Origin of the sequence: Mycobacterium sp. MOTT36Y, assembly GCF_000262165.1 — a bacterium.
GTDB classification, from domain to species: Bacteria; Actinomycetota; Actinomycetes; order Mycobacteriales; family Mycobacteriaceae; genus Mycobacterium; species Mycobacterium intracellulare.
This window is the reverse complement of record NC_017904.1, coordinates 4271019-4293321: the sequence shown is the minus strand read 5'-3', so window position 1 is coordinate 4293321 and position 22303 is coordinate 4271019. Positions and strand designations below refer to the sequence as shown.

General features: G+C 69.0%; 20 protein-coding genes. 9 read left to right on the top strand and 11 right to left on the bottom strand.

The window, feature by feature from the left end; all coding sequences use genetic code 11:
• Positions 1-24: 24 nt before the first annotated feature.
• Both W7S_RS19480 and W7S_RS19475 read left to right on the top strand, forming a co-directional pair.
• A complete protein-coding gene (locus W7S_RS19480) occupies positions 25-1107 on the top strand; it encodes a helix-turn-helix domain-containing protein (RefSeq protein ID WP_014712180.1) in 1083 nt (360 codons plus the stop codon).
• A gap of 231 nt (positions 1108-1338) precedes the next feature.
• Positions 1339-2304: an alpha/beta fold hydrolase gene (locus W7S_RS19475; protein ID WP_014712178.1), complete on the top strand. Its 966-nt coding sequence runs from the start codon at positions 1339-1341 to the stop codon at positions 2302-2304.
• Here the strand turns inward: W7S_RS19475 and W7S_RS19470 are convergent.
• Genes W7S_RS19470 through W7S_RS19460 form a run of 3 tightly spaced genes read right to left on the bottom strand, consistent with a single transcriptional unit; the run spans position 2299 to position 5954 of the window.
• Entirely contained in the window at positions 2299-3645 is a 1347-nt protein-coding gene (locus tag W7S_RS19470) for a flavin monoamine oxidase family protein (RefSeq protein ID WP_008259483.1), read from the bottom strand. The genes W7S_RS19475 and W7S_RS19470 overlap by 6 nt on opposite strands.
• A gap of 57 nt (positions 3646-3702) precedes the next feature.
• The gene (locus W7S_RS19465) at positions 3703-4818 is read right to left on the bottom strand and encodes a hypothetical protein (protein ID WP_014712177.1); all 1116 of its coding nucleotides are present in this window, start codon (positions 4816-4818) and stop codon (positions 3703-3705) included.
• The gene (locus tag W7S_RS19460; protein WP_014712176.1) at positions 4818-5954 is read right to left on the bottom strand and encodes a phosphotransferase family protein; all 1137 of its coding nucleotides are present in this window, start codon (positions 5952-5954) and stop codon (positions 4818-4820) included. The genes W7S_RS19465 and W7S_RS19460 overlap by 1 nt, the downstream gene beginning before the upstream one ends.
• Before the next feature lie 60 nt (positions 5955-6014).
• Here W7S_RS19460 and W7S_RS19455 point away from each other — a divergent pair, with 60 nt between their 5' ends.
• The 7 genes from W7S_RS19455 (at position 6015) to W7S_RS19425 (ending at position 11795) form a co-directional block, all read left to right on the top strand.
• On the top strand, positions 6015-6617 hold the full coding sequence (locus W7S_RS19455; protein WP_008259472.1) for a TetR/AcrR family transcriptional regulator: 603 nt from the start codon (positions 6015-6017) through the stop codon (positions 6615-6617).
• A complete protein-coding gene (locus W7S_RS19450) occupies positions 6614-7486 on the top strand; it encodes an SDR family NAD(P)-dependent oxidoreductase (protein ID WP_014712175.1) in 873 nt (290 codons plus the stop codon). The genes W7S_RS19455 and W7S_RS19450 overlap by 4 nt, the downstream gene beginning before the upstream one ends.
• A 158-nt stretch (positions 7487-7644) precedes the next feature.
• Positions 7645-8592, top strand: a complete 948-nt coding sequence (locus tag W7S_RS19445; RefSeq protein ID WP_014712174.1) for a DUF4129 domain-containing protein — start codon at positions 7645-7647, stop codon at positions 8590-8592.
• A complete protein-coding gene (locus W7S_RS19440; protein WP_014712173.1) occupies positions 8589-9071 on the top strand; it encodes a hypothetical protein in 483 nt (160 codons plus the stop codon). The genes W7S_RS19445 and W7S_RS19440 overlap by 4 nt, the downstream gene beginning before the upstream one ends.
• 19 nt (positions 9072-9090) lie before the next feature.
• The gene (locus W7S_RS19435) at positions 9091-10068 is read left to right on the top strand and encodes a MoxR family ATPase (RefSeq protein WP_014712172.1); all 978 of its coding nucleotides are present in this window, start codon (positions 9091-9093) and stop codon (positions 10066-10068) included.
• Between the two features lie 7 nt (positions 10069-10075).
• On the top strand, positions 10076-11338 hold the full coding sequence (locus W7S_RS19430) for a DUF58 domain-containing protein (RefSeq protein ID WP_014712171.1): 1263 nt from the start codon (positions 10076-10078) through the stop codon (positions 11336-11338).
• The gene (locus W7S_RS19425; RefSeq protein ID WP_014380857.1) at positions 11331-11795 is read left to right on the top strand and encodes a hypothetical protein; all 465 of its coding nucleotides are present in this window, start codon (positions 11331-11333) and stop codon (positions 11793-11795) included. The genes W7S_RS19430 and W7S_RS19425 overlap by 8 nt, the downstream gene beginning before the upstream one ends.
• A gap of 19 nt (positions 11796-11814) precedes the next feature.
• Here W7S_RS19425 and nuoN read toward each other — a convergent pair whose 3' ends face one another.
• From nuoN to W7S_RS19385, 8 genes are all read right to left on the bottom strand, one after another.
• On the bottom strand, positions 11815-13404 hold the full coding sequence (nuoN, locus tag W7S_RS19420) for an NADH-quinone oxidoreductase subunit NuoN (RefSeq protein ID WP_009952984.1): 1590 nt from the start codon (positions 13402-13404) through the stop codon (positions 11815-11817).
• Positions 13401-14981: an NADH-quinone oxidoreductase subunit M gene (locus W7S_RS19415; RefSeq protein WP_014712170.1), complete on the bottom strand. Its 1581-nt coding sequence runs from the start codon at positions 14979-14981 to the stop codon at positions 13401-13403. Before W7S_RS19415 ends, nuoN begins: the two co-directional genes overlap by 4 nt.
• A 5-nt stretch (positions 14982-14986) precedes the next feature.
• Entirely contained in the window at positions 14987-16888 is a 1902-nt protein-coding gene (nuoL, locus tag W7S_RS19410; protein ID WP_014383100.1) for an NADH-quinone oxidoreductase subunit L, read from the bottom strand.
• Positions 16889-16898: 10 nt separating this feature from the next.
• A complete protein-coding gene (gene nuoK / locus W7S_RS19405) occupies positions 16899-17198 on the bottom strand; it encodes an NADH-quinone oxidoreductase subunit NuoK (protein WP_008259456.1) in 300 nt (99 codons plus the stop codon).
• The gene (locus W7S_RS19400) at positions 17195-17983 is read right to left on the bottom strand and encodes an NADH-quinone oxidoreductase subunit J (RefSeq protein ID WP_014712169.1); all 789 of its coding nucleotides are present in this window, start codon (positions 17981-17983) and stop codon (positions 17195-17197) included. Before W7S_RS19400 ends, nuoK begins: the two co-directional genes overlap by 4 nt.
• 32 nt (positions 17984-18015) lie before the next feature.
• Complete coding sequence (gene nuoI, locus W7S_RS19395) at positions 18016-18561, bottom strand: NADH-quinone oxidoreductase subunit NuoI (protein ID WP_009952979.1); 546 nt, start codon at positions 18559-18561, stop codon at positions 18016-18018.
• Positions 18554-19825 (bottom strand): NADH-quinone oxidoreductase subunit NuoH, encoded by a 1272-nt coding sequence (gene nuoH, locus W7S_RS19390; RefSeq protein ID WP_014712168.1) that lies wholly within the window; start codon positions 19823-19825, stop codon positions 18554-18556. The genes nuoI and nuoH overlap by 8 nt, the downstream gene beginning before the upstream one ends.
• 61 nt (positions 19826-19886) lie before the next feature.
• Positions 19887-22301, bottom strand: a complete 2415-nt coding sequence (locus W7S_RS19385) for an NADH-quinone oxidoreductase subunit G (RefSeq protein ID WP_014383097.1) — start codon at positions 22299-22301, stop codon at positions 19887-19889.
• Between the last annotated feature and the right edge of the window lie 2 nt (positions 22302-22303).

The following is a 22303-nucleotide window of genomic DNA, read 5'->3' as shown; positions in this document are numbered from 1 at the left end:
CCCGGTCTTTCCTCCGAGCCGGCCATGACCACCGCGACCCGCGCGACCGCCAGTTTGCCCTCTGGGGGGCTCCTGGGTTCCGCGGGCGAGGAGACCCGGGCCGAGTACCGCCCCGCACGTCCCGAGCTCGGAGGTGAGCACGAGCACGGGGTTCAGCCAGTCGCGGTGGAATACAAGCAGTTTCGCGGCATCGATGCGCGGGCTGCGCGCCGGCTTTTCGCCGCCGCCTATCGGCCGGGCTGGCGGCTCTCCGGCTTCACCGGACACTGCGCGGTGTCGCATCGGCGCCGGGACACCGGATCGATGACGGTGGACGAGGTGGCGATCCAGGGTCGATTGACGCTCGAGATCCCGGCGGGCGACACCGTTGTCGTCATACAGCCGCGCGCGGGATCGTTGAGCGTCGCGGGCGGCCCCTCGGCGACCGCGGACTTCCCCATCCTCGTCGCGCACGGCATGTCGTGTGTATTGCACTGCAACGGGGCACGTTTCGATGTGGTTGTCCTCGCGGCGGAGGTGCTGCACGCGGTCGCCGCCGAATGGCACACGGCGCTGTCGCAACGGACCCAGTTCTTGAAGTGGCGACCACGTTCGCGTGCCGCCGTGCGGGCCTGGCATCGCGCGCTCGACTACGTGTTGACGACGTTGGCGTGTGCCGACACCGCCCAGCAACCGATGATCGCCGCGGGCATGGCCAACCTGTTGGCCGGCGCGCTGCTCGAGTGTTATCCATCCAATCTGACCGAGCAGGATCCGGGCGGCGACGGCACGCTGCCCGAAACGCTCAAGGAGGCGGTGTCTTTCATCCACCGTCACACCACCGAGGACATCGGCATCAACGATGTCGCGGCCGCGGTGCATCTGACCCCCCGGGCGGTCCAGTACCTGTTCCGCCGCCAACTCGACACCACACCCACCGAGTACATGCGCCGTGTCCGGCTGCGCCGCGCCCATCTAGAGCTGATCGCGGCGTCGGCGGGCACCTCGACCGTCACCGAAATCGCCCAGCGGTGGGGGTTCGCGCACACCGGGCGGTTCGCGGTGCTGTACCGGCAGACCTACGGGCAAAGCCCCCACACCACGCTGCGCCAGCAGACCCCGGCGTGACGGCCGCGCGATCAACCGCTCACCCGGTGCAGCAGTTGCTTCGCGGCATAGCGCCCACCGAGCACCGCGCCGGTCGCGGTGGCCGGAGCCGGGCGGATCCACGTCCGTACGTCGGTCAGCGCGATGTGGTACCCGAAGAGCCGGATTTCCCAAACCCATACCGAATGTCGGGATAAAATCGTCTCATCCTTAGCTGCGGCGGCGGGGCCGTGTTCGAGGGGGGAGCGGCGCATGAGTGCTCGACGGGCGGTACGCGCCTTTGACCCGTTCCCCGAACGGCTGCCACCGAGCGAGACCCTGCCGGTCCGCGCGGCCGACGGCACCTGGCTGCACGCGGAGGTGTTCGGGCCTGCTGACGGTTATCCGATCGTCTTGACGCACGGCATCACGTGCGCGATCCGCGCGTGGGCCTACCAGATCGTCGACCTGGCCGGCGACTACCGGGTGATCGCGTTCGACCATCGCGGGCACGGCCGCAGCGGCGTACCGCGGGCCAAGGCGTACAGCCTCAAACACCTTGCGTCCGATCTGGATTCGGTGCTAGACGCGACGCTGGCGCCGCATGAACGGGCGGTGGTGGCCGGCCACTCGATGGGCGGCATCACGATCGCCGCGTGGTCGGAGCGCTACCGGCACAAGGTTCCGCGGCGCGCCGACGCCGTCGCGCTGATCAACACCACGAGCGGCGACCTGATTCGCAACGTGCAACTTCTCGCGGTGCCCCACGGGCTGTCGCCGGCGCGGGTGCTCGCCGGGCAGGCCCTCATCGGCGTCTTTGGTGGGTTTCCCGTCCCGGGTGCGGCCCGCATCCCGAGCCGTTATGTGGTCGCGATGCTGGCGACCGGGCGCGACGCCGACCCGAGCATCGCCCGCCTCGTCTACGAGCTCTTCGAGAACACGTCGCCGCGGGGCCGGGCCGGCTGCGCGCGGGCGCTGGTCACGTCGATGGGGTCCCGCTATCTCGACCTGAGCGGGCTGACGGTGCCGACGCTGGTCATCGGCAGCGAACGCGACCGGCTGACACCGATCAGCCAGTCCCGCCGGATCGCACGCGACGTGCCCAATCTGATCGGTCTGGTGGAGCTGCCCGGTGGGCACTGCTCGATGCTCGAGCACCCGCGCGAGGTGAGCCGCCAGCTGCGCACGCTGGCCGAAGCGGCGATCCACCAAGCGGCGACCAGCCGGATCAGCTCATAGCAGCGCGGTGATCTCGGCGGCCGCACGCTGGCCGGACCTGATCGCCCCGTCGAGGAACCCGGTCCATTCGTCGGCGGTCTCGGTGCCCGCCCAGTGGATCGGGCCGACCGGTTCGCGCAGCCACCGCCCGAACCGCGTCCACGACCCCGGCGGCACCGCCGCGGTCGGGCCGCCCGGCGCGAATTCCTCTGCGCCCCAACGATGATCGACGTAGTCGAGCGGTTTGAGTGCGTCGTCACCGAAAAGCGTTGCAAAGCAACGTAACACGTCGCGACGGCGCTGGTCGCCGGGCAGTGAGTCGAACGCGCGGGCGTCGACGAAACCCATGAGGATGCCCGGACCGTCCGGGTGCGGGCTGACGTCGAACGTGATGAAAACGGGGCCCCGGTCGGACAGCGCCTGGCCGGAAAAGCCGTTGGCCCGCCAAAACGGCGTGGAATAGGCCGCGTACGCCTTGGACAGCCGGCCCTGGGGCCAATGCCGGGCGAGCTGCTCGTACTCGGCGGGCAGCGGGGGAGTGAACTCGATCGAGGCGCGATGGGCCGGCGGGATCGCGACGATGACGAAGCCGGCTTCGGTCTCGCCGACATCGGTCGTCACGGTCACGCCCGCACCGTGGCGTTCGATGCGCCGCACCGGTGCGCCCAGCACCACCCGCGTGTCCAGTTCGGCGGCCGCGGCTTCGGCGATCTGTTGCGTGCCGCCGGGAAAGCGGTCCTGTTGGGCGCCGTCCTCGACGTCGAGCAGTCGGTCCAGGCCGCCGGCCGCGTGCGCGTAGCGGGCGGCGTGCAGCATCGACACGTCGTCGGGCTCGCACCCCCAGGTCACCCGCGCCACGATCGCCAGCAGGTCGCGCGACGAGGCGGTTGCCCGCACCGAGCGCAGCCAGCCGCCGAGCGACAGGCCGTCGAGTTCGCGCGCCCGGCGGGCGTCCCACGGGGCCGCCAGCGGGACGCCGCGGGCGATCCGGTCGAACTGCCAGCGCAGTCGGCCGATGTCCAGCAGGCCGGTCAGGGACAGCTTGGGAATGGTGCCGCGATACGCGTGCGTCCAGCCGCGCCAGTGGATCAGATTCTTGCCGTCGTGGTGCGTGGGCGTGGTGGGAACGTCGAGTTCGGCCGCCATCGCCAGCACGGCGTCTTGGGTCGGCCCGACGAAAGTGCCGCCCAGGTCGGCCGGCAATCCGGCGACGTTGCCGGTCAGCGACCGCCCACCGACCCGGTCGCGGCCCTCGAAGACCACCACGTCGTGGCCCTGCCGGTTGAGCTCGCGCGCGGCGGCGAGCCCGGCAAAGCCCGCTCCGACCACGACGACGTCGACGATCCGGGGCGGCTTTGACACGCGGTCTAGTGAACCGCATTTCCGCGGTTTGCAGGGCGAAATCGTGAAGCGGACCGGTTACGGCGCGACCGTCAGCCAGTCCTTGAATCCCGACGGGTCGTGGCGGCCCAGCGCGCCGTGCTCGTAGAGGCCCCAACCCTCCACCGGTGGCTTGTCGCCGTCGCGGCACAGCGCCCGGCCGACATGGTCGATCACGCCGAACCCCGCGCGCGCGACGATCGCCGGGTCGGTCATGTCGTAGGTCAGCCGCTCGGCGAACTTCTCGCCCTTCCACATGCCGTGTATCCAGTCGGAATCGCCGCCGTAGCCACCGCCGACGTGAATGGGGACCGGCAGCTTGGACTCCACGTCGAAGTGGACCTCGGTGCCGTCGGGGGAGGTGGCCTCGATGGTCGCGCCGGTCGGGATGCGGGTGCCCGAGCGGTAGTGGATCTTGACCCGCGGCCAGCCGAGCTGCTCGACGCGGCCGTCGCGCCAGATCCGGGTGCAGTCGTTGAGCGAACGGAACCCGTTGGGCTCCTCCTGAATGATCAGGACGATCGCGAAATCGTCGAAGGCCATGGGCACATAGAGCCACCACATGCCCTCGAACGGCGGGTCGGCGGGCCGGCCGGCGGGCTCGGCCTCGCCGATCGGGCGGATGCCCCAGGACCGGTCGCGGCTGCCCAGCCAGGTGTTGGGGTCGACGGTGATTTCCTCCCCGTCGATGACGATGCGGCCACTCCAGCTGCCGAGTTGCGCGAAACGCTGGGCGTCCAGCGTCACCCGGTTGCCCGAACGCAGGATGTGCGGCTGTTCCTGGACGACGTCGAACAGCCCCTTCCAGGTGAGATCGGCTGCGATGCCTTCGGTTTCGTCGAGCACGATGCGCAGCCGGTGCAGCGGTTCGATGACCTCGACGCGATAGCCGTTGACGTGCTGGTTGAGCCGGTCCTGATCGATGGCGTCTGAGACGTGCACGGCGGTCTGGGTGTCGCCGCGCCTGACGAGCAGGAACGCGTCCTTGACCCCGAGGTTGGGGTAGTAGCCGATGCCGCTGATGACGAAGATGTTCCCGGTGCGGTCGTGGGCGTTGAAGTAGGAGCGGTCGTAGAAGTTGCGGTCCGAGGAGCCCGGCCACGCGATCGGCTGGGGGATCTGATGTACCGGGTATTCGTCGAGCGGTCCGAGCATTACTGGTCCTCTCCGATCAAACGTCGCATCAATCCGGCGTGGTAGAACAGCGATTCGACATCGTCGGGCTTTTCGGTCTCGCCGAAGTGCACGCGGCGCGCGCCGGTGCGCATGAACACGCACGCCCACATGACGCCCGAGTACACGTAAAACCAGTGCAGGTCGCCGACTTCGACGCCGGCCAGGCGCGCGTAGGTCGCGCGCACGTCGTCCTCGCGCATCACCTCCGGCAACCCAGGCAGCGTCGCCAGGCCGGCGAGTTCTTGAAAGACCATGTGCGCGAATATCATCCACGCCACGTCCAGCTCGCGCGGGCCCAGCGTCACCATTTCCCAGTCCAGCACCGCCACCGGCGCGAAGTCTTTGTACAACACGTTGCCGACGCGCGCGTCGCCCCACAGCAGCACCGGCTCGGCGGCGGCCGTCTCGGTCGGCCAGTTGGCCTCCAGCCAGTCGAAGGTGCGTTCCAAAAGCGGCGACCGCCCGATGTCGGGCACGGCGAAGTCATACCAGGACCGCACCCAATTGAAGTGCTTGCGCAGCGCGGTGTCCCCGATTTGTCCCTCGGTGAGGAAGCCAAAGGTGTTCTGCGCGTCGGGAATCGAGTGCAGCGAAGCCAAGACGCCGACGGTGGCGTCTTGCAGTTCGCGTTGCCGCTCGGCGGGCGCGTCGGCGAACCAGTTGCCGCCGAACGTGTAGGGCATGACGTCGGGCGGCACCTCCCCGTCGACGTAGTCCATCACGAAGAACGGTGTGCCCAGGACGTCGCCGGTGTTCTCCAGCCACCGCACCCGGGGCACGGGCACGTCGGTGAGTTCGCCGACCTTGCGGATGACGTCGAATTGGTGGTCGAGCCGGTAGGTCGGGAAGACCTGCACGTCCTCGGCGGTGGGCGCCACCCGCGCCACCAGCTTTTGCTCGGTCGGTTGCCCGTCCTGCTGCCAGCGGACGGTCAAGATGATGGTCTCCGACGACATGCCCGTCGAATCCACGCCGCTTTCGACGGTCACCTCGGGTTTTGCGCCGTCGGGCAGTACGGTGGAGAGCCAGCGCGACATCACCGTCGGCAACGTGGTGACGTCGCGGCTGGAGCGCTGCAGCCGGTCGACGTTGTCGACTGCCGGTTCAGTGGCCACGGGGAGTGCCTCCATCCTTTGAGACTTTTTCGCGGCAATTACGATACGGTAGGTAGCGTTATGAAAGCAGACCCGTCCGGCCTTGACAAGGCCCCCGGCGCCGGCCGCCCGCGCGATCCGCGTATCGACTCGGCCATCCTATCGGCGACCGCGGAACTGCTTGTCCAAACGGGCTATTCAAACATCAGTCTGGCCGCGGTTGCCGAGCGCGCCGGCACCACGAAGTCGGCGCTGTACCGGCGGTGGTCCAGCAAGGCCGAACTGGTGCACGAGGCGGCCTTCCCCGTTGCCCCCACCGCGCTGGAGGCGCCGGCCGGGGATATCGCCGCCGACACGCGGATGATGATCGAGGCCGCCCGCGACGTGTTCACCACCCCGGTGGTGCGCGCCGCGCTGCCCGGCCTGGTGGCCGACATGACGGCCGATCCCGCGCTCAACGCGCGGGTGATGTCGCGATTCGTGGACTTGTTCGCCGCGGTGCGGGTGCGGCTGCGCGAGGCCGTCGACCGGGGCGAAGCCCATCCCGACGTGGATCCGGATCGCTTGATCGAGTTGATTGGGGGAGCGACGATGCTGCGGATGCTGCTGCGCCCGGAGGAGGAGCTCGACGACGCGTGGGTGGAACAGACCACGGCCATCGTCGTGCACGGCGTGCGGCGATGACGGGCCGGCTCGCCGGGCGCGCCGCGATCGTCACCGGTGCCAGCCGCGGCCTCGGTCGAGCGATCGCGTTGGCGCTGGCCGCCGAGGGCGCGGCGGTGGCGGTCGGCGGGCGCACCGAAGAGGTCTGGGATGACCGGCTGCCGGGAACGATCGGTGAGACGGTCGCCGACATCGAGGCCGCGGGCGGACGCGCCGTCGCGGTGCGGGCCGATCTGACCGACCGCGACGAGATCGCCCGGCTGGTGGACTCGGCGCGAGATGCGTTGGGCCCGATCGCGATTCTGGTCAACAATGCGGCCTTCACCGCGCCGGGCCGCCCGCCGGCGCCCGGCGGCGAACCGCGCCCCAAGCCCGCCAAACCGCCGAGCGGCGCCGCCAGGCCCGGCTGGCCGGGGTTCGTCAGTACGCCCTTGCACGCGTATCGCCGGCATTTCGACATCGCGGTGTTCGCGGCTTACGAGCTGATGCAGCTGGTGTGCCCCGACATGATCGAGGCGGGTGGCGGGTCGATCATCAACATCACCTCGGTCGCGTCGCGACTGCCCGGTGATGGCCCGTACGCCGACCGCAGCGGCGGTGTGCTGCCCGGGTACGGTGGGTCCAAGGCGGCGCTCGAGCATCTAACCCAATGCGCGGCATTCGATCTCACCGACCACAACATCGCGGTCAACGCGCTGTCGCCGTCCAAGCCGATCCTCACACCGGGGCTTTCCTACTACGCCCGCAACTTCGACGACACCGCGTCCGCGGATGAATTCGCCCGCGCTGCAGTGGAATTGGCGCTCGTCGACCCCGGCAAGGTCACCGGACGCACCATCGGGCACCTACAAGTGCTCGACGGCAGTTTCCGGCCGTTCGCGCTGGACTGAGCCGGGGCGGTCGATCGCACTCCGGCGAAGCCCGGACCACGCCACCGACGCTATCGAACGCCAGTCCTGGCCCTAGGGTCGCCTGACGTGCAAGTATGAGCAAAGCCAGTGCCGCAACGGCGGCAGGCAACCGGTTGAGTGGTGTGCCCATGCCTGGTATGGACAAGCCGACAGGGCGGGTCGTGGCCCTGATCGTTCTCCTACTCGTGGTCGCGGCCGCCCTGCGCGGGTATTTCCCGGCTCAGCAGCATGCGGCCCGCAGCGAGGCGGGGGGCCGGGCGGCCATGGTGTTCGTGGTCGCGATCCTGGCGGCGACGCTGGCCTTGGTCGCGATCGCGGTCGTCGCGCGGTTGCGAGACCCCCGTGCACCCGCGCCGTCCGCCGGGGCGCTGTCCGACATGCTGGGCACCGGGAGGGGCCGACCGAGCTGGCGGGTGTTGCTGATCGGCCTCGCGGTGATCGTCGCGTGGCTACTGATCGTGATGCTGCTGAGCAGGCTCCTGGCGCCCCACGGCATCGGCCCGGCTCCCTCCGCATCCGAGACCGGCGGCCAGCCGCCGTCGGGGCATGGCGGCTCGCCGCCACCACCGCAGCAGCAGCACCGGCCGCGCGACGGCTCCCAGAGCATGCTCGGCGTGCTGCTCGCCAGCACGGCCGCGATGTTGTTCGTGATCGTCGCCGGAACGGTCGCCACGGCGAGGCGACGGCGGCACCCGATCGCACCCCGCATCGCCGACGAGCCGGCCGAAACCCCTGCGGCCGCGGCGCCGCCGCGGTCGCTGGCGCGGGCCGCCGAGCGTGGACTGGCGGAGATGACGGACCTCAGCCGCGAGCCGCGCGAGGCGATCATCGCCTGCTACGCCGCGATGGAACGCGAACTCGCGCATGTTCCCGGGGCCGTCCCCCAGGACTTCGATACCCCGTCCGAGGTGTTGGCCCGTGCGGTCGAACGCCATGCCCTGCATGCCGATAACGCCGTACAACTGGTGAACCTGTTCACCGAGGCGCGGTTCAGTCCGCACGTGATGAACGAGGGACACCGCGACGTGGCGGTGCGCGTGCTTCGATTGGTCCTCGACGAACTCCGATCGCTGAGCGTCGCATGAAAAGGACCGCGGCCCTCGGGGTTTGCCTCATCATCGCCATCGAACTGCTGACGCTGACGCAGCATGACCGCCGACTCGTGTTGGCGGCCTCCGGTATCGGGCTGGCCGTGGTACTGCTCGGCCTGCGGCGCACGCTGGGACGCGGGCCCGAGGCCGGCACCGAGCCCGAGGCCGACGACCTCGGGGATTCGTTGCGCCGCTGGCTTTCCACCACCGAGACGACCATCCGCCGGTCGGAGGCCACCCGGGCCGACTGGGACCGGCATCTGCGCCCGATGCTGGCCCGACGGTACGAAATCGCCACGGGCCAACGGCAAGCCAAAGATCCCGCCGCCTTCCACGCGACTGGCCGAATGCTCTTCGGTGTCGAGCTGTGGGACTGGGTCAACCCCAACAACGTCATCCGCAACGGTGACCGCCAGCCGGGGCCGGGCCGGGCGGCGCTGGAAGAGATTCTGCGAAAGTTGGAGCAGGTATGACAGGGGGCGCGATCCAGAAATGACGCTGCCGGCAGCAACCACGACCGCACACTGCGAGGCGATCCTCGACGAAATAGAACGCGTGGTGGTGGGCAAGCGCGCCGCGCTCAAGCTCATCCTGACCGCCGTTCTCGCGCGCGGTCACATCCTCATCGAGGACCTGCCGGGTCTGGGCAAGACGCTGATCGCGAGATCCTTTGCGGCCGCGCTGGGGCTGCAATTCACCCGTGTGCAGTTCACCCCCGACCTGCTGCCGGCGGACCTGCTCGGGTCGACGATCTACGACATGCAGTCGGGGCGCTTCGCGTTCCGGCCCGGACCGATCTTCACCAACCTGTTGCTCGCCGACGAGATCAACCGCACGCCACCGAAAACCCAGGCGGCGCTGCTGGAGGCGATGGCCGAACGACAGGTCAGCATCGACGGCGAAACACACCAGCTGTCAAGGCCTTTCATCGTGCTGGCCACCGACAACCCGATCGAGTACGAGGGCACGTATCCGCTGCCCGAGGCGCAGCTCGACCGATTCGCGATCCGGCTGGAACTGCGCTATCTCTCCGAACGCGACGAGACCTCCATGCTGCGGCAGCGCCTCGAACGCGGATCGGCCGAGCCGACGGTCAATCAGGTCGTGGACGCGCACGACCTGCTGGCGATGCGGGAATCGGTCGAGCAGGTGACGGTGCACGAAGACGTCCTGCACTACGTGGTCTCGCTGGCCAACGCGACGCGGCACCACCCGCAGGTCGCGGTCGGAGCCAGCCCGCGCGCCGAACTCGACCTGGTCCAGCTCGCCCGCGCCCGCGCGCTGCTGCTCGGCCGCGACTACGTGATCCCCGAGGACGTCAAGGCGCTCGCCACCGCGGCGGTCGCGCACCGCATCACCTTGCGCCCGGAGATGTGGGTGCGAAAGATCCAGGGCGCCGACGTCATCGGGGAGCTGCTGCACCGGCTGCCGGTGCCGCGCACCGGCGCGAGCCCGGGGGACACCGGATGAGTCCGGCGTGACGCAGGGCCGCGAGATCGAGTTTCGCTGGCGCGCATCGGGATTGACGCGCGCGGTTGCCACCTGCGCGGGGTTCGCGATGGCCGCGGCCGTCATCGGCGCCCGGTGGCAGCTGATCGCGTTCGCGGCGCCGCTGCTCGGCGTGCTGTGTTCGATCAGCTGGCAGCGGCGGGTGCCGGAAATTCGCGTGCACGGCGAGCCTGACGCCCAGCGATGCTTCGAAAGCGAGCAGGCGCACCTGCGGGTGTGGATCAGCGGGGAAGAACAAGGGTTGTCGGCCGCCCGGCTCACGGTCCCGGACGTGGAGGGGATGGAGCTCGAGATCGCCGATGCCGATGCGGGCCGGGCGAAGACGGTGGCGGCCACGGCGCAGCGCTGGGGACGGTACCGGATCGCGGCCCGCGTCGAGGTGATCGCACGCGGTGGGCTGCTCACCGGCACCGGCGTTGTCGACGCCGCCGAGGTCATCGTGTTTCCGCTGACGCCGCCGCAGGCCACGCCCATCCCGCAGATCGAGTTGCTCGACCGGCTGGGCGCCCACCTGACCCGGCACGTCGGCCCCGGGGTGGAATACGCCGACATTCGTCCCTACGTGCCGGGAGACCAACTGCGCGCGGTGAATTGGCCGGTGAGCGCGCGCCGCGGCCAGCTGCACGTCACGGAGCGGTTGACCGACCGCGCGGCGGACGTGGTCGTGCTGATCGACGGGTATCGGCAGCCGGCGGGTCCGGCGACCGTAGCCACCGAACGGGTCGTCCGGGGCGCGGCGCAAGTGGTGCAAACCGCCCTGCGGCACGGTGATCGGGCCGGGATCGTCGCGCTCGGGGGCAACCGTCCGCGCTGGCTCGGCGCCGACATCGGGCAGCGCCAGTTCTATCGGGTGCTCGACACCGTGCTCGGTGCCGGTGACCGATTCGAGCGCACCACGGGCACGCTGGCGCCGCGCGCGGCGGTGCCTGCCGGGGCGATCGTCATCGCGTTCTCCACGCTGCTCGACACCGAATTCGCTCTCGCCCTCATCGATCTGCGGAGGCGGGGCCATGTCGTGTTGGCCATGGACATCCTCGACTGTTCGCCGTTCGAAGACGATCAGGATCCGTTGGTCGATCGGATGTGGGCGCTGCAGCGCTCCTCGATGTATCGCGACATGGCCACCGTCGGTGTGGACATCGTGTCGTGGCGGGGCGAGAGCGGCCTCGAGCAGTCGATGGGTGTGCTGCCCGATCGCCGCCGCCGGGTGCGCGGGAGGCTGCGTGGATAGCGGTGGTGCGGGCGCGCTGGGTCGGCTGGGCTCGCCCGCGTTCGCGACCGGGTTCGGTCTGCTCATGGTGGGATCGGCGGCCGGGGGCTCGCACGGTTTCGCCGTGGCCGCGTGGGTGGCGGCCCTGGTTTCGGTGGGTGCGGGGACGGTATTCCGGTTCGCCGCAACGGTTGCCGTGCTGCTGGCGGTCGTGACGGTCACGCTGTCCGATCCGCCGGTCGTGTTCGTCGCGCTGTCCGGATTGTGCGCGGCCGCCTACCTGGTGTGCCGCCATGCGGCCGGCGCGGCCGCCCCGGTGGTGCTGAGCAGCTGGCCGACGGCCGTTGCCGCGGTGGGGTTTACGTTCGCCGGGTTGGTCGCAACGTCGTTCCCGTTGCAGTTGCCGTGGTTGCCGTTGGCCGCCCCGCTGGGTGCGCTGGTGATCTACCTGCTGGCGATCCGGCCGTTCTTGGCCTGAGCGCCGACGTCGGTCACCGTCAGTGCAGCAGGTGCGCGGCGTGATCGGCCAGGTCGAGCAGCGGCTGCGGGAAGATGCCCAACACCACGGTGACCGCGGCGCAGACCGCGATCGCGGCCTTGCTCAGGATGCCCGGCGCCACCACGTGCGGGGTGTCCTCGGTGGCTTCGGTGAAGAACATCGACACGATCACCCGCACGTAGAAGTAGGCGGCGACACCGCTGGCGACCACACCGACGATCACCAGGGGCGCGGCGCCCCCCTGGGCGGCGGCCTTGAACACGGCGAGCTTGCTGACGAATCCACTGGTCAGCGGGATGCCGGCGAACGCCAACAAGAACATCGAAAACATCACGCCCACAATGGGGGAGCGCTGTCCCAGCCCGGCCCAGTGCGACAGCGCGGCATCCTCGACACCGTCGTCGTCGCGAATCAGGCCCACGATGGCGAACGCGCCCACGGTGCTGAAGCTGTAGGCGAGCAAATAGAACAATGTGGAGGAAAGTCCGGTGTGGTTGTCGGCGATGACGCCGGTGAGGATGAATCCGACGTGGGCGACCGAGGAGTAGGCCAGCATCCGCTTGACGTCGGTTTGGTTCACCGCGGTGATGGTCCCCACCACCATGGTCAGGATGGAAATCGTCCACAGCACCGGCCGCCACTGGTCATGCAGCGGCGGCAGCGCCACGTAGATCACCCGAAGCAGCGCGCCGAACGCCGCCACCTTGGTGGCCGCCGCCATGAATCCCGTGATCGGGGTGGGGGCGCCCTGGTACACGTCGGGAATCCACGAGTGGAACGGAACGGCGCCGACCTTGAACAGCAGACCGACCGACAGCAGCGCGACACCGACCAGCGCCAGCGAGCTGTCGCCGCGTGTGGCCAGCGCGTCGCGGATACCGGTCAGCAGCAGCGTGCCGGTCGCGCCGTAGAGCAGCGCCACACCGTAGAGGAAGAAGGCCGACGAAAACGCGCCCAGCAGAAAGTATTTCATGGCCGCTTCCTGCGACAGCAGGCGACGGTGGCGGGCCAGGCCGCACATCAGGTACAGCGGCAAGGACAACACTTCCAGCGCGACGAACATCGTCAGTAGGTCGTTGGACGCCGGAAAGACCATCATGCCGCCGACCGACAGCATCGCCAGCGGGAAGAGCTCCGTCTGGGCGGCTCCGGCCCGCTCGGCCTCCCGCTCCGCGTCGCTGTCGGGCACCGCCGACGCCTGCGGGGTGAACGAGTCCAGGCCTCCCGTGCCGCCGGCGCCCGTTGCGACGGAAACCTTGCTCTCCGTTTTGGTTTGGGTCCGTTCGGCGATGAAGATGACGGCCATCACCGCGACCAGCAGCACGGTGCCCTGCAGGTACAGCGTCGGACGGTCGATGGCCATGGCGCCCAGGACCGCGGCCCGCCCCGAGCTCTTGATCGAGCGGCTCACGGCGACGACGGCGACGAACGCCGCGATCAAGCCGCCGAGGGCCAGCGTCACCTGGCCGGCGTAGCGGATGCGCCTGGGCAGGAACGCTTCGGCGAGGACCCCCACCACGGCGATGCCGAACACGATGAGGGTCGGGGACAGCAGAAAGTACTGGATGCTGGGGGTGGGGAGGGTCATCGCGGTCCTTCAGCGGTCCGGGCTTGGGCCGGCCTGGGATTGCCCACCGGCACCGTCGGTTTGGGGTCGTGCTGGCCGATGGTGGTCATGGTGTTCTCGACGGCCGGATTGATGATGTCGAGGACGGGCTTGGGATAGATCCCGAGCACGAGCAGCAGCGCGATCAACGGTGCGACGACGATCAATTCGCGCGCCCTCAGGTCGCCGATCTTCTCGTTGCCGGTGGCCACCGGCCCGGTCATCACGCGCTGGTAGAGCCACAGCATGTACACGGCCGACAGCACCAGCGCGGTGACGCCGAATCCGGCGGCCAGCCAGTACCGGTTGAAAGTTCCCAGCAGGACCAGGAATTCGCTGATGAACGGGGCCAGGCCGGGCAATGACAGGGTGGCCATGGCGGAGACCAGGAAGGTGCCCGCCAAGATGGGCGCCACCTTCTGCACGCCGCCGTAGTCGGCGATCGCCCGGCTGCCGTGCCGCGAGATCAGGAAGCCGGCGATCAGGAACACCGCCGCCGTGGACAGCCCGTGATTGAGCATGTACAGCGTCGACCCGCTCTGGCCCTGGCTGGTCATCACGAAGATGCCGAGGATGATGAACCCGAAGTGCGAGATCGACGTGTAGGCGATCAGGCGCATGATGTCGGTCTGGCCGATGGCGACGATCGCCCCGTAGACCACCCCGATGACCGCCAGCACGACGATCAGCGGGCGGAAATACGTTGAGGCATCGGGGAACAGCTGCAGGCAGTAGCGCAGCATGCCGAAGGTGCCGACCTTGTCCATCACGGCCATCATCAGCACCGCGGTGGCCGGGGTGGCCTCGACCGCGGCGTCGGGCAGCCAGCGGTGGAACGGCCACAGCGGGGCCTTGATCGCGAACGCGAACATGAAGCCCAGGAAGAGCGCCTTGAACACCGCGGAATCCGCCCCGTAGCGCCCGGAGGCGACGCCGGCGACGATCTCACGGAAGTCGAACGTGCCCGACCCGTGCTGCGAGGTCACCACATACAGCCCGATCACCGCGGCCAGCATGATCAGCCCGCCGAACAGGTTGTACAGCAAGAACTTCACGGCCGCACGTGAGCGGCCCGACCCCCCGCCGAAGCCGCCGATCAGGAAGTACATCGGGATGAGCATGGCTTCGAAGAACACGTAGAACAGCAGCACGTCCAACGCGATCACCGAGATCAGCACCATGGATTCGATGGCCAGCGTCAGCGCGACGTAGGCGTGCACGCCGCGCGTGCGCTGGCCCCCGTCGTTCCAGCCGGCGATCTGCAGCACCGGGATCAGCACCGCGGTCAGCAGCACCAGCACCACCGCGATGCCGTCGACGCCCAGGGTGTAGCCGGCCCCGAAAGCCGGGATCCACTGGTGCTTTTCGACGAACTGATACGGGGCGCCGCCGGTCTTGAACCCGAGGGTGACGACGATCGCGACCGCCAGGGTCGCGACGCCGAACACCAGGCCCGTCCACTTGGCGAGCTGCCGCAGCCCGGGTGGCATCAGGATGATCAGCACGGCTCCGGCCAGCGGCACCAGCCACAGCACGCTGAGCCATGGAACCGAGGTCATCGGGTTCACCACAGTTTCACCGCCAGGATCAGCGCGACCACCAGCACCGCGCCCGTCAGCATCGACAGTGCGTAGTTGCGGGCGAAGCCGGTTTGCAGGCCCCGCAGCCGATTCGACGCCTGGCTCACGAGCGCCGCCAGCGCGTTGACCGAGCCGTCGACGCCCGCGTTGTCGACTTCGACAAGCGCGTGGGTCAGTTGCGCACCGGGGCGCATGAACACCTCCTCGTTGAGGGCATCGCCGTAGAAGTCCTTGCGGACGGCCGACGTCAGGGGCGAGACCGACAGGGGGGCCACCCGGGGGATGTCCGCGGTGGCGTAAAGCCGGTAGGCGACGGCGATCCCGATGGCGACCACACCCAGTGCCAGCGCGCTGCTCACCCAGACCGGGAACGCGTGGGTGACTTCTTCGTGTTTCCCGACGACCGGTTCGAGCCAGCGCGCCAAGGTGCCACCGACCGCGAGCAGGCCGCCGGAGAACACCGAGCCGATCGCCAGCAGGATCATGGGCCACGTCATCAGGCCGGGCGCCTCGTGCGGGTGGGCGCCGGGCGCCCAGCGCTTTTTACCGAAAAAGGTCATCAGCATGACGCGGGTCATGTAGAACGCGGTGACGCCCGCGCCCAGCAGCGCCGCCGCGCCCAGCACGTAACCCCGGACGCCGCCGGCGGCCAGCGCCGCCTCGATGATGGCGTCCTTGGAGAAGTAGCCCGCGAAGGGCGGCACACCGATGATCGCCAGGTATCCCAGGCCGAACGTGGCGAACGTGATCGGCAGCGCGGCGCGCAGGCCGCCGTAGCGGCGCATGTCCTGCTCTTCGTCCATCGCGTGGATCACCGCGCCGGATCCCAGGAACAGCCCGGCCTTGAAGAAGCCGTGGGTGAGCAGATGCATGATCGCGAACGCGTAGCCGGCCGGACCCAGGCCCGCGGCCAGCACCATGTAACCGATCTGGCTCATCGTCGAGGCCGCCAGCGCCCGCTTGATGTCGTCCTTGGCGCAGCCGATGAACGCCCCGAGCAGCAACGTGACCGCACCCACGACGACCACCGCCAGTTGCGCGTCGGGCGAGAGGTTGTACAGCGGGTTGGACCGCACGATCAGATACACCCCGGCGGTCACCATGGTGGCGGCGTGGATCAACGCGGACACCGGGGTGGGGCCCTCCATGGCGTCACCCAGCCAGGCCTGCAGCGGCACCTGCGCGGATTTGGCGCAGGCGCCCAGCAGCAGCAACAGTCCCATCGCGGTCAGCGCGCCCCGCCCTGCGGCCGGCGCCCCGGCGAACACCCCGGCGTACGACAGCGTGCCGAAAGTGCTGAACATCAAGAACATTCCGAGCGCCAGCCCGGCGTCGCCGACCCGGTTCATCACAAAAGCCTTCTTGGCGGCGGTGGCGGCGGTCGGCTTGTGGTACCAGAACCCGATCAGCAGGTAGGACGCCAGGCCCACCCCTTCCCAGCCGACGTAGAGCACCACGTAGTTGTCGGCGACCACGAGCAGCAGCATCGAGGCGAGGAACAGGTTGAGGTAGCCGAAAAACCGCCGGCGGTCGGGGTCTTCGGCCATGTAGGCGACCGAATAGATGTGGATCAGTGAGCCGACCCCGGAGATCAGCAACACGAAACACACCGACAGCTGGTCGATCTGGAGCCCGAGGTCGACCTGGAGCTGGCCGACCGGGATCCAGCTGAACACCTTTTGGTGGATGACGCGGTCGTCGGCGGGGCGGCCGAGCAACTCGCCCAGCAGGCTCAGGCCCAGGGCGAATGCCGCCAGCGCGGTGGCGCAGCCCAGCCAATGCCCCCAGCGGTCGGTGCGCCGCCCGCCGAACAGCAGGATGGTGGCACCCGCCAACGGCAGCGCGACCAGCAGCCAGCTGTATTGAGTCCCAATAAGATTCGTCACGTGGCGCTCTTCAGCCTTTGAGTAGGTTCGCGTCGTCGACGGACGCCGATTTGCGGGCACGGAAAATGGTCATGATGATGGCCAGGCCGATGACCACCTCGCAGGCGGCCACCACCATCGTGAAGAACGCGATCATCTGTCCGTCCAGGTGGCCGTGCATCCGCGCGAACGTGACGAACGCGAGGTTGACGGCGTTGAGCATGAGCTCGACGCACATGAACATCACGATGGCGTTGCGGCGCAGCAACACACCGGCGGCCCCGATGGTGAACAGCAGCGCCGAAAGGTACAGGTAATTAGCGGGATTCACGACGGACCGCCTTGTGACAGACCCGAGCTTGCCTCGGGGGACGGGGTCTTCTTGCCGTCGGCGCCGCGGCTTTGCAGCATCGGCGACACCGACAGCTTCGAGTACGAGCCGTCCGGCAGCAGCGCGGCCACGTCGACGGCGTTGTGGCGGGCGTACACGCCGGGGCCGGGCAGCGGGGTGGGGTGCCCGCCGGGCCGGAATCGTTCCTGGGAGAGCTCGCGTTGCGTCTTGCGGCGTTCGAAACGCTCGCGGTGCGCCAGCACCATGGCCCCGACGGCCGCGGTGATCAGCAACGCGCTGGTGAGTTCGAATGCCCACAGGTAGCGCGAAAAGATCAGCGCCGCCAGCCCTTCCACGTTGCCGGCGGCGTTCGCGGTGGTCAGCCCGGCGAAGCCGCCCGTGGCCACGTTGCCGATGGCGGCGATGAGCAGGATGCCGAACCCGACACCGGCGGCCACCGCGGCGACGCGCTGGCCCCGCAGCGTCTCCCGCAGCGATTCGGCGGAGTCCACGCCGATGAGCATGAGCACGAACAGGAACAGCATCATCACCGCGCCGGTGTAGACGACGACCTGAACGACGCCCAAGAACAACGCGTCCTGGATCATGTAGAACACCGCCAGGATGATCATCGTCATGGCCAAAAACATCGCCGAGTAGACGGCGTTGACCGCCAACACCACCCCGAGCGCACCGATCACCGCCAGCGCCCCCAGCACCCAGAACGTCACCGCTTCGCCGGTGGAGGTTCGAGCGATGGTGTCGTGGGCGAAACTGGATGCCATCACGGACGTGACGGCGTGGCCCGCGAAACCGGTCACCGGGAGTCTCCGGCGTGCTGGTTGTCCCGCAGCCCGTGTGCGGTCACGTTGCCCAGGTAGTAGTCCTTGTCGGTGGCGCCCTCGGCCCTGGGATGCGGCGGCGCGAGCATGTCTTGCAGCAGCGGAGCCAGCAGCCGGTCCTTCTCGTAGATGAGGTCGGCGCGATTGTCGTCGGCCATCTCGTAGTCGTTGGTCATCGTCAGCGCCCGGGTCGGGCAGGCTTCGATGCACAGGCCGCAGCCGATGCAGCGCAGATAGTTGATCTGATACACCCGGCCGTAGCGTTCCCCGGGGGAGTACCTGAGTTCCTCGGTGTTGTCGGCGCCCTCGACGTAGATCGCGTCGGCCGGGCACGCCCACGCGCACAGTTCGCAGCCGATGCACTTCTCCAGGCCGTCGGGGTAGCGGTTCAGCTGGTGACGCCCGTGATAGCGGGGCATGACCGGGCCCGGCTTTTCCGGATACTCCTCGGTGACGCGCTTTTTGAACATCGATCCCAGCGTCACGCCGAATCCGGCCACGGCGTCCAAGAATTTAGCCACGTGCTTCCTCCTTGCTCGCCGCCGCCAGCGACTTCATCTCTTTCGCCGGCAGCGGCGGTGTCGGGAATACCGGTGTGGAGATCGATGCGGCCGGCACCTTCTTCGCCTGACGCCGCAGCTGGCGCTCCAGCGCGCGAATCCCCGGCGCGCTGAACGGTTTTCGCAGCAACATCACCAGGACCGTGGCGAACACGATGCTGCTCACCACGAGTACCGGGGTCCAGTGCTGATACCCCTGGTTGCGCAGTGTGCGGACCACCGCCGCGATCAGCACCCAGACCAGCGAGGCCGGGATCAAAAGCTTCCAGCCCAGGCCCATGAACTGGTCGTAGCGCAGCCGGGGCAGCGAGGCCCGCAGCCAGAAGTAGATGAACAAGAAGGTCCACATCTTGGCGGTGAACCACAGCACCGGCCACCACCCGGTGTTGGCGCCGGCCCACATGTTCAGCGGCCACGGCGCATGCCAGCCGCCGAAGAACAAGGCGGTGGCGAGCGAGGACACCGTCATCATGTTGACGTACTCGGCCAGCATGAACATCGCGAACTTCAGCGACGAGTACTCGGTGTGGAATCCCGCGACCAGTTCACCCTCGGCCTCGGGCAAATCGAAGGGCGCCCGGTTGGTTTCGCCGACCATCGAGATCAGGTAGATCACGAACGACGGCAGCAGCAGGAACACGTACCAGACCCGGTCCTGCGCGGCGACGATCTGTGACGTCGACATGGAGCCGGCGTACAGAAACACCGCCGCGAACGACAGTCCCATCGCCACCTCGTAGGAGATGACCTGGGCGGTGGAGCGCACCCCGCCCAGCAGTGGATAGGTGGACCCGGATGCCCAGCCGCCCAACACGATTCCGTACACCCCGATGGCCGACAGCCCCAGAATGAACAGCACCGCGACGGGGAGGTCGGTCAGTTGCAGCGGCGTCCGGTGGCCGAACACCGACACCACCGGGCCGAACGGGATGAACGCGAAGGCGGTGAACGCCGGGATCGTGGAGATGACCGGCGCCGCGAAGTAGACGAACTTGTCGACACCACCGGGCGTGATCGTTTCCTTGAGCGCCAACTTGATTCCGTCGGCCAGGCTCTGCAGGACGCCCCAGGGTCCCGCCCGGTTCGGTCCGGGCCTGCGCTGCATCCAGCCGAGGATCTTGCGTTCGAGCAGGATCGCGACGAGCACGTTGAGCATGAGGAACACGAAGATGGCCAGGGCCTTGCCGAGCACCAGCCACCAGGTGTCGTGCCCGAAGACCGTCAAGCCGGTGGTCATGTGCGCCGCTCCTCCTCATCGCTTCGCTCTGCATCGTCGCCGGCGCGAGTCATTTGCCCACTCCGATTTTCACTGTGCTGCCGGGGGTTGCCCCGAGCTGGCGGTACACCGCCGACGCCGACGAGTTGAGTGGGAGCCACGCCACCCGGTCGGGCATGTCGGTGACGAGCAGCGGCAGGCTGATGGACCCGCGTGACGTGCTGACGGTCACCGCGTCGCCCTCGGCGGCGCCGATCTCGGCGGCCGTGTCGGCGGACAGCCGCACGACGGATTTGCGGGCCGTTCCCGCCAGATGTGGCTCACCGTCCTGCATTCGGGCGTTGTCCAGCAACATCCGCCAGCCGGCCAGCACCGCCTCGCCAGCGCCGACCTCGGGTGGCTGCGGCGCCGCGACGTCCGGGCTCGCGGGGCGCTTGCCGTCCCAGTGCCGCAGCGCGGCCAGTTCTTCGCGGGCCGCGTCGACGGTGGACATGCCCAGGTAGACGCCCATCTCGTCGGCCAGCGCGTCGAGCACCTGGTGGTCGGACTGGGTGGCGTCCTGGGTGTTGCGCAGCGCGGCGTCGAAGGGCCGGAAGCGGCCCTCCCAGTTGATGAACGCGCCGGCCTTCTGTGTCGTCGACGCGACCGGGAACACCACGTCGGCGCGCCGCGTGACGGCGCTGTCCCGCATCTCGAGGCTGACCACGAAGCCGGCGCCGTCCAGCGCCGCCAGCACCGCTTCGGGGTCGGCGAAGTCGTCGGGCTCGACGCCACCCACCAGCAGCGCGCCCAGCGTCCCGTCGGTGGCGGCGGCCAGGATGCCGTCGGCGTCACGCCCACGGCCGGAGGGCAATTCGGACACGTTCCAGGCCCGCGCCACCTGCGCCCGGGCGGTCTCGTCGTCCACCGGACGGCCGCCGGGCAGCAGCCCGGGCAGCGCACCGGCCTCCAGCGCGCCCCGCTCGCCGGCGCGCCGCGGCACCCAGGCCAGGCGGGCGCCGGTGGTATCGGCGAGCCGCGCCGCAGCGGACAATCCGCCCGGCACGGTGGCCAAGCGTTCGCCGACCATGATGACCGCGCCGGGGGTGGACAGCAGGTCACCCACCTCGCCGGTGGCCAACCCGTCCAGCGCCGCGGCTTCGGCGCCGGGCACGGTCTTGATCAGCCGGCCGGACATCTTGTCCAGCGCCCGGGTGGCGAACGGCGCCACCGCGTAGACGGGCAACCCGCGTTTGCGGGCCGCCTTGCGCAGCCGCAGGAACACGATCGGCGACTCGTCCTCGGGCTCGAACCCGGCCAGCACGACCACCGGCGCCGACTCCAGATCGGCGTAGCTGACGGTCATCGGCCTGCCGGCGATGCGGGCCGCCAGGAAGTCGGCCTCCTCGGCCGAACTCGGCCGGGCGCGGAAGTCGATGTCGTTGCCGTCCAGCACGATTCGCGCGAACTTGGAGTAGGCGTAGGCGTCCTCCAGGGTCGCGCGGCCGCCGACCAGCACCCCCGTGCGCCCGCGCGCCGCCTCGAGGCCCTGCGTCGCGACGGCGATCGCGTGTGACCACGAGGTCGGCTGCAGCGAGCCGTCGGCGTCGCGAACCAGGGGAGTGGTGATCACGTCGGGCTGGGTCGCGTAAGTGAACGCCCACCGGCCCTTGTCGCAGTTCCACTCCTCGTTGACTTCCGGGTCGTCGCCGGCCAGCCGGCGCAGCACCTTGCCGCGGCGGTGGTCGGTGCGCTGTGCGCATCCGGAGGCACAGTGTTCGCAGACGCTCGGGCTGGAGACGAGATCGAACGGACGGGCCCGGAAGCGGTAGGCGGTCCCGGTCAGCGCGCCCACCGGGCAGATCTGCACCGTGTTGCCCGAGAAGTAGGAGTCGAACGGCTCGTTGGCGTAGATGCCGACCTGCTGCAGGGCGCCCCGCTCCTGCATGTCGATGAACGGGTCGCCGGCGATCTGTTCGGAGAACCGCGTGCAGCGCGCGCACAGGATGCAGCGCTCGCGGTCGAGCAGAACCTGCGAGGAGATGTTGATCGGCTTGGCGAAGGTGCGCTTCTCGTCGGTGAAGCGAGAATCGGCCCGCCCGTTGGACATTGCCTGGTTCTGCAGCGGGCATTCGCCGCCCTTGTCGCACATGGGGCAGTCGAGCGGATGGTTGATCAGCAGCAGCTCCATCACGCCGTGCTGCGCCTTGTCGGCGGCCTCGGAGGTGAGCTGGGTGCGCACGACCATGTCGTCGGTGGCCACGGTGGTGCACGAGGCCATCGGCTTGCGCTGGCCCTCGACCTCGACCAGGCACTGGCGGCACGCGCCGACCGGCTCCAGCAGCGGGTGGTCGCAGAACCGCGGGATCTGGATGCCCATCAGTTCGGCGGCCCGGATCACCAGAGTTCCCTTGGGAACGCTGATTTCGATGCCGTCGATGGTCAGCGTCACCATCTCCGGCGGACGCACCTCGTCGCCGGTCTCGGTTTTGGCAAGGCTCGTCATCA

Excerpts from the sequence above, each read along its gene's own strand:
- W7S_RS19440 (WP_014712173.1), top strand. The coding sequence starts at position 8,589 with ATGAAAAGGACCGCGGCCCTCGGGGTTTGCCTCATCATCGCCATCGAA.
- W7S_RS19445 (WP_014712174.1), top strand. The coding sequence starts at position 7,645 with ATGGACAAGCCGACAGGGCGGGTCGTGGCCCTGATCGTTCTCCTACTC.
- W7S_RS19415 (WP_014712170.1), bottom strand. The coding sequence starts at position 14,981 with ATGACCTCGGTTCCATGGCTCAGCGTGCTGTGGCTGGTGCCGCTGGCC.
- W7S_RS19435 (WP_014712172.1), top strand. The coding sequence starts at position 9,091 with ATGACGCTGCCGGCAGCAACCACGACCGCACACTGCGAGGCGATCCTC.
- W7S_RS19400 (WP_014712169.1), bottom strand. The coding sequence starts at position 17,983 with ATGGCATCCAGTTTCGCCCACGACACCATCGCTCGAACCTCCACCGGC.
- W7S_RS19450 (WP_014712175.1), top strand. The coding sequence starts at position 6,614 with ATGACGGGCCGGCTCGCCGGGCGCGCCGCGATCGTCACCGGTGCCAGC.
- W7S_RS19465 (WP_014712177.1), bottom strand. The coding sequence starts at position 4,818 with ATGCTCGGACCGCTCGACGAATACCCGGTACATCAGATCCCCCAGCCG.
- W7S_RS19455 (WP_008259472.1), top strand. The coding sequence starts at position 6,015 with ATGAAAGCAGACCCGTCCGGCCTTGACAAGGCCCCCGGCGCCGGCCGC.
- W7S_RS19475 (WP_014712178.1), top strand. The coding sequence starts at position 1,339 with ATGAGTGCTCGACGGGCGGTACGCGCCTTTGACCCGTTCCCCGAACGG.
- nuoN (WP_009952984.1), bottom strand. The coding sequence starts at position 13,404 with ATGACCCTCCCCACCCCCAGCATCCAGTACTTTCTGCTGTCCCCGACC.
- W7S_RS19480 (WP_014712180.1), top strand. The coding sequence starts at position 25 with ATGACCACCGCGACCCGCGCGACCGCCAGTTTGCCCTCTGGGGGGCTC.
- W7S_RS19385 (WP_014383097.1), bottom strand. The coding sequence starts at position 22,301 with ATGACGAGCCTTGCCAAAACCGAGACCGGCGACGAGGTGCGTCCGCCG.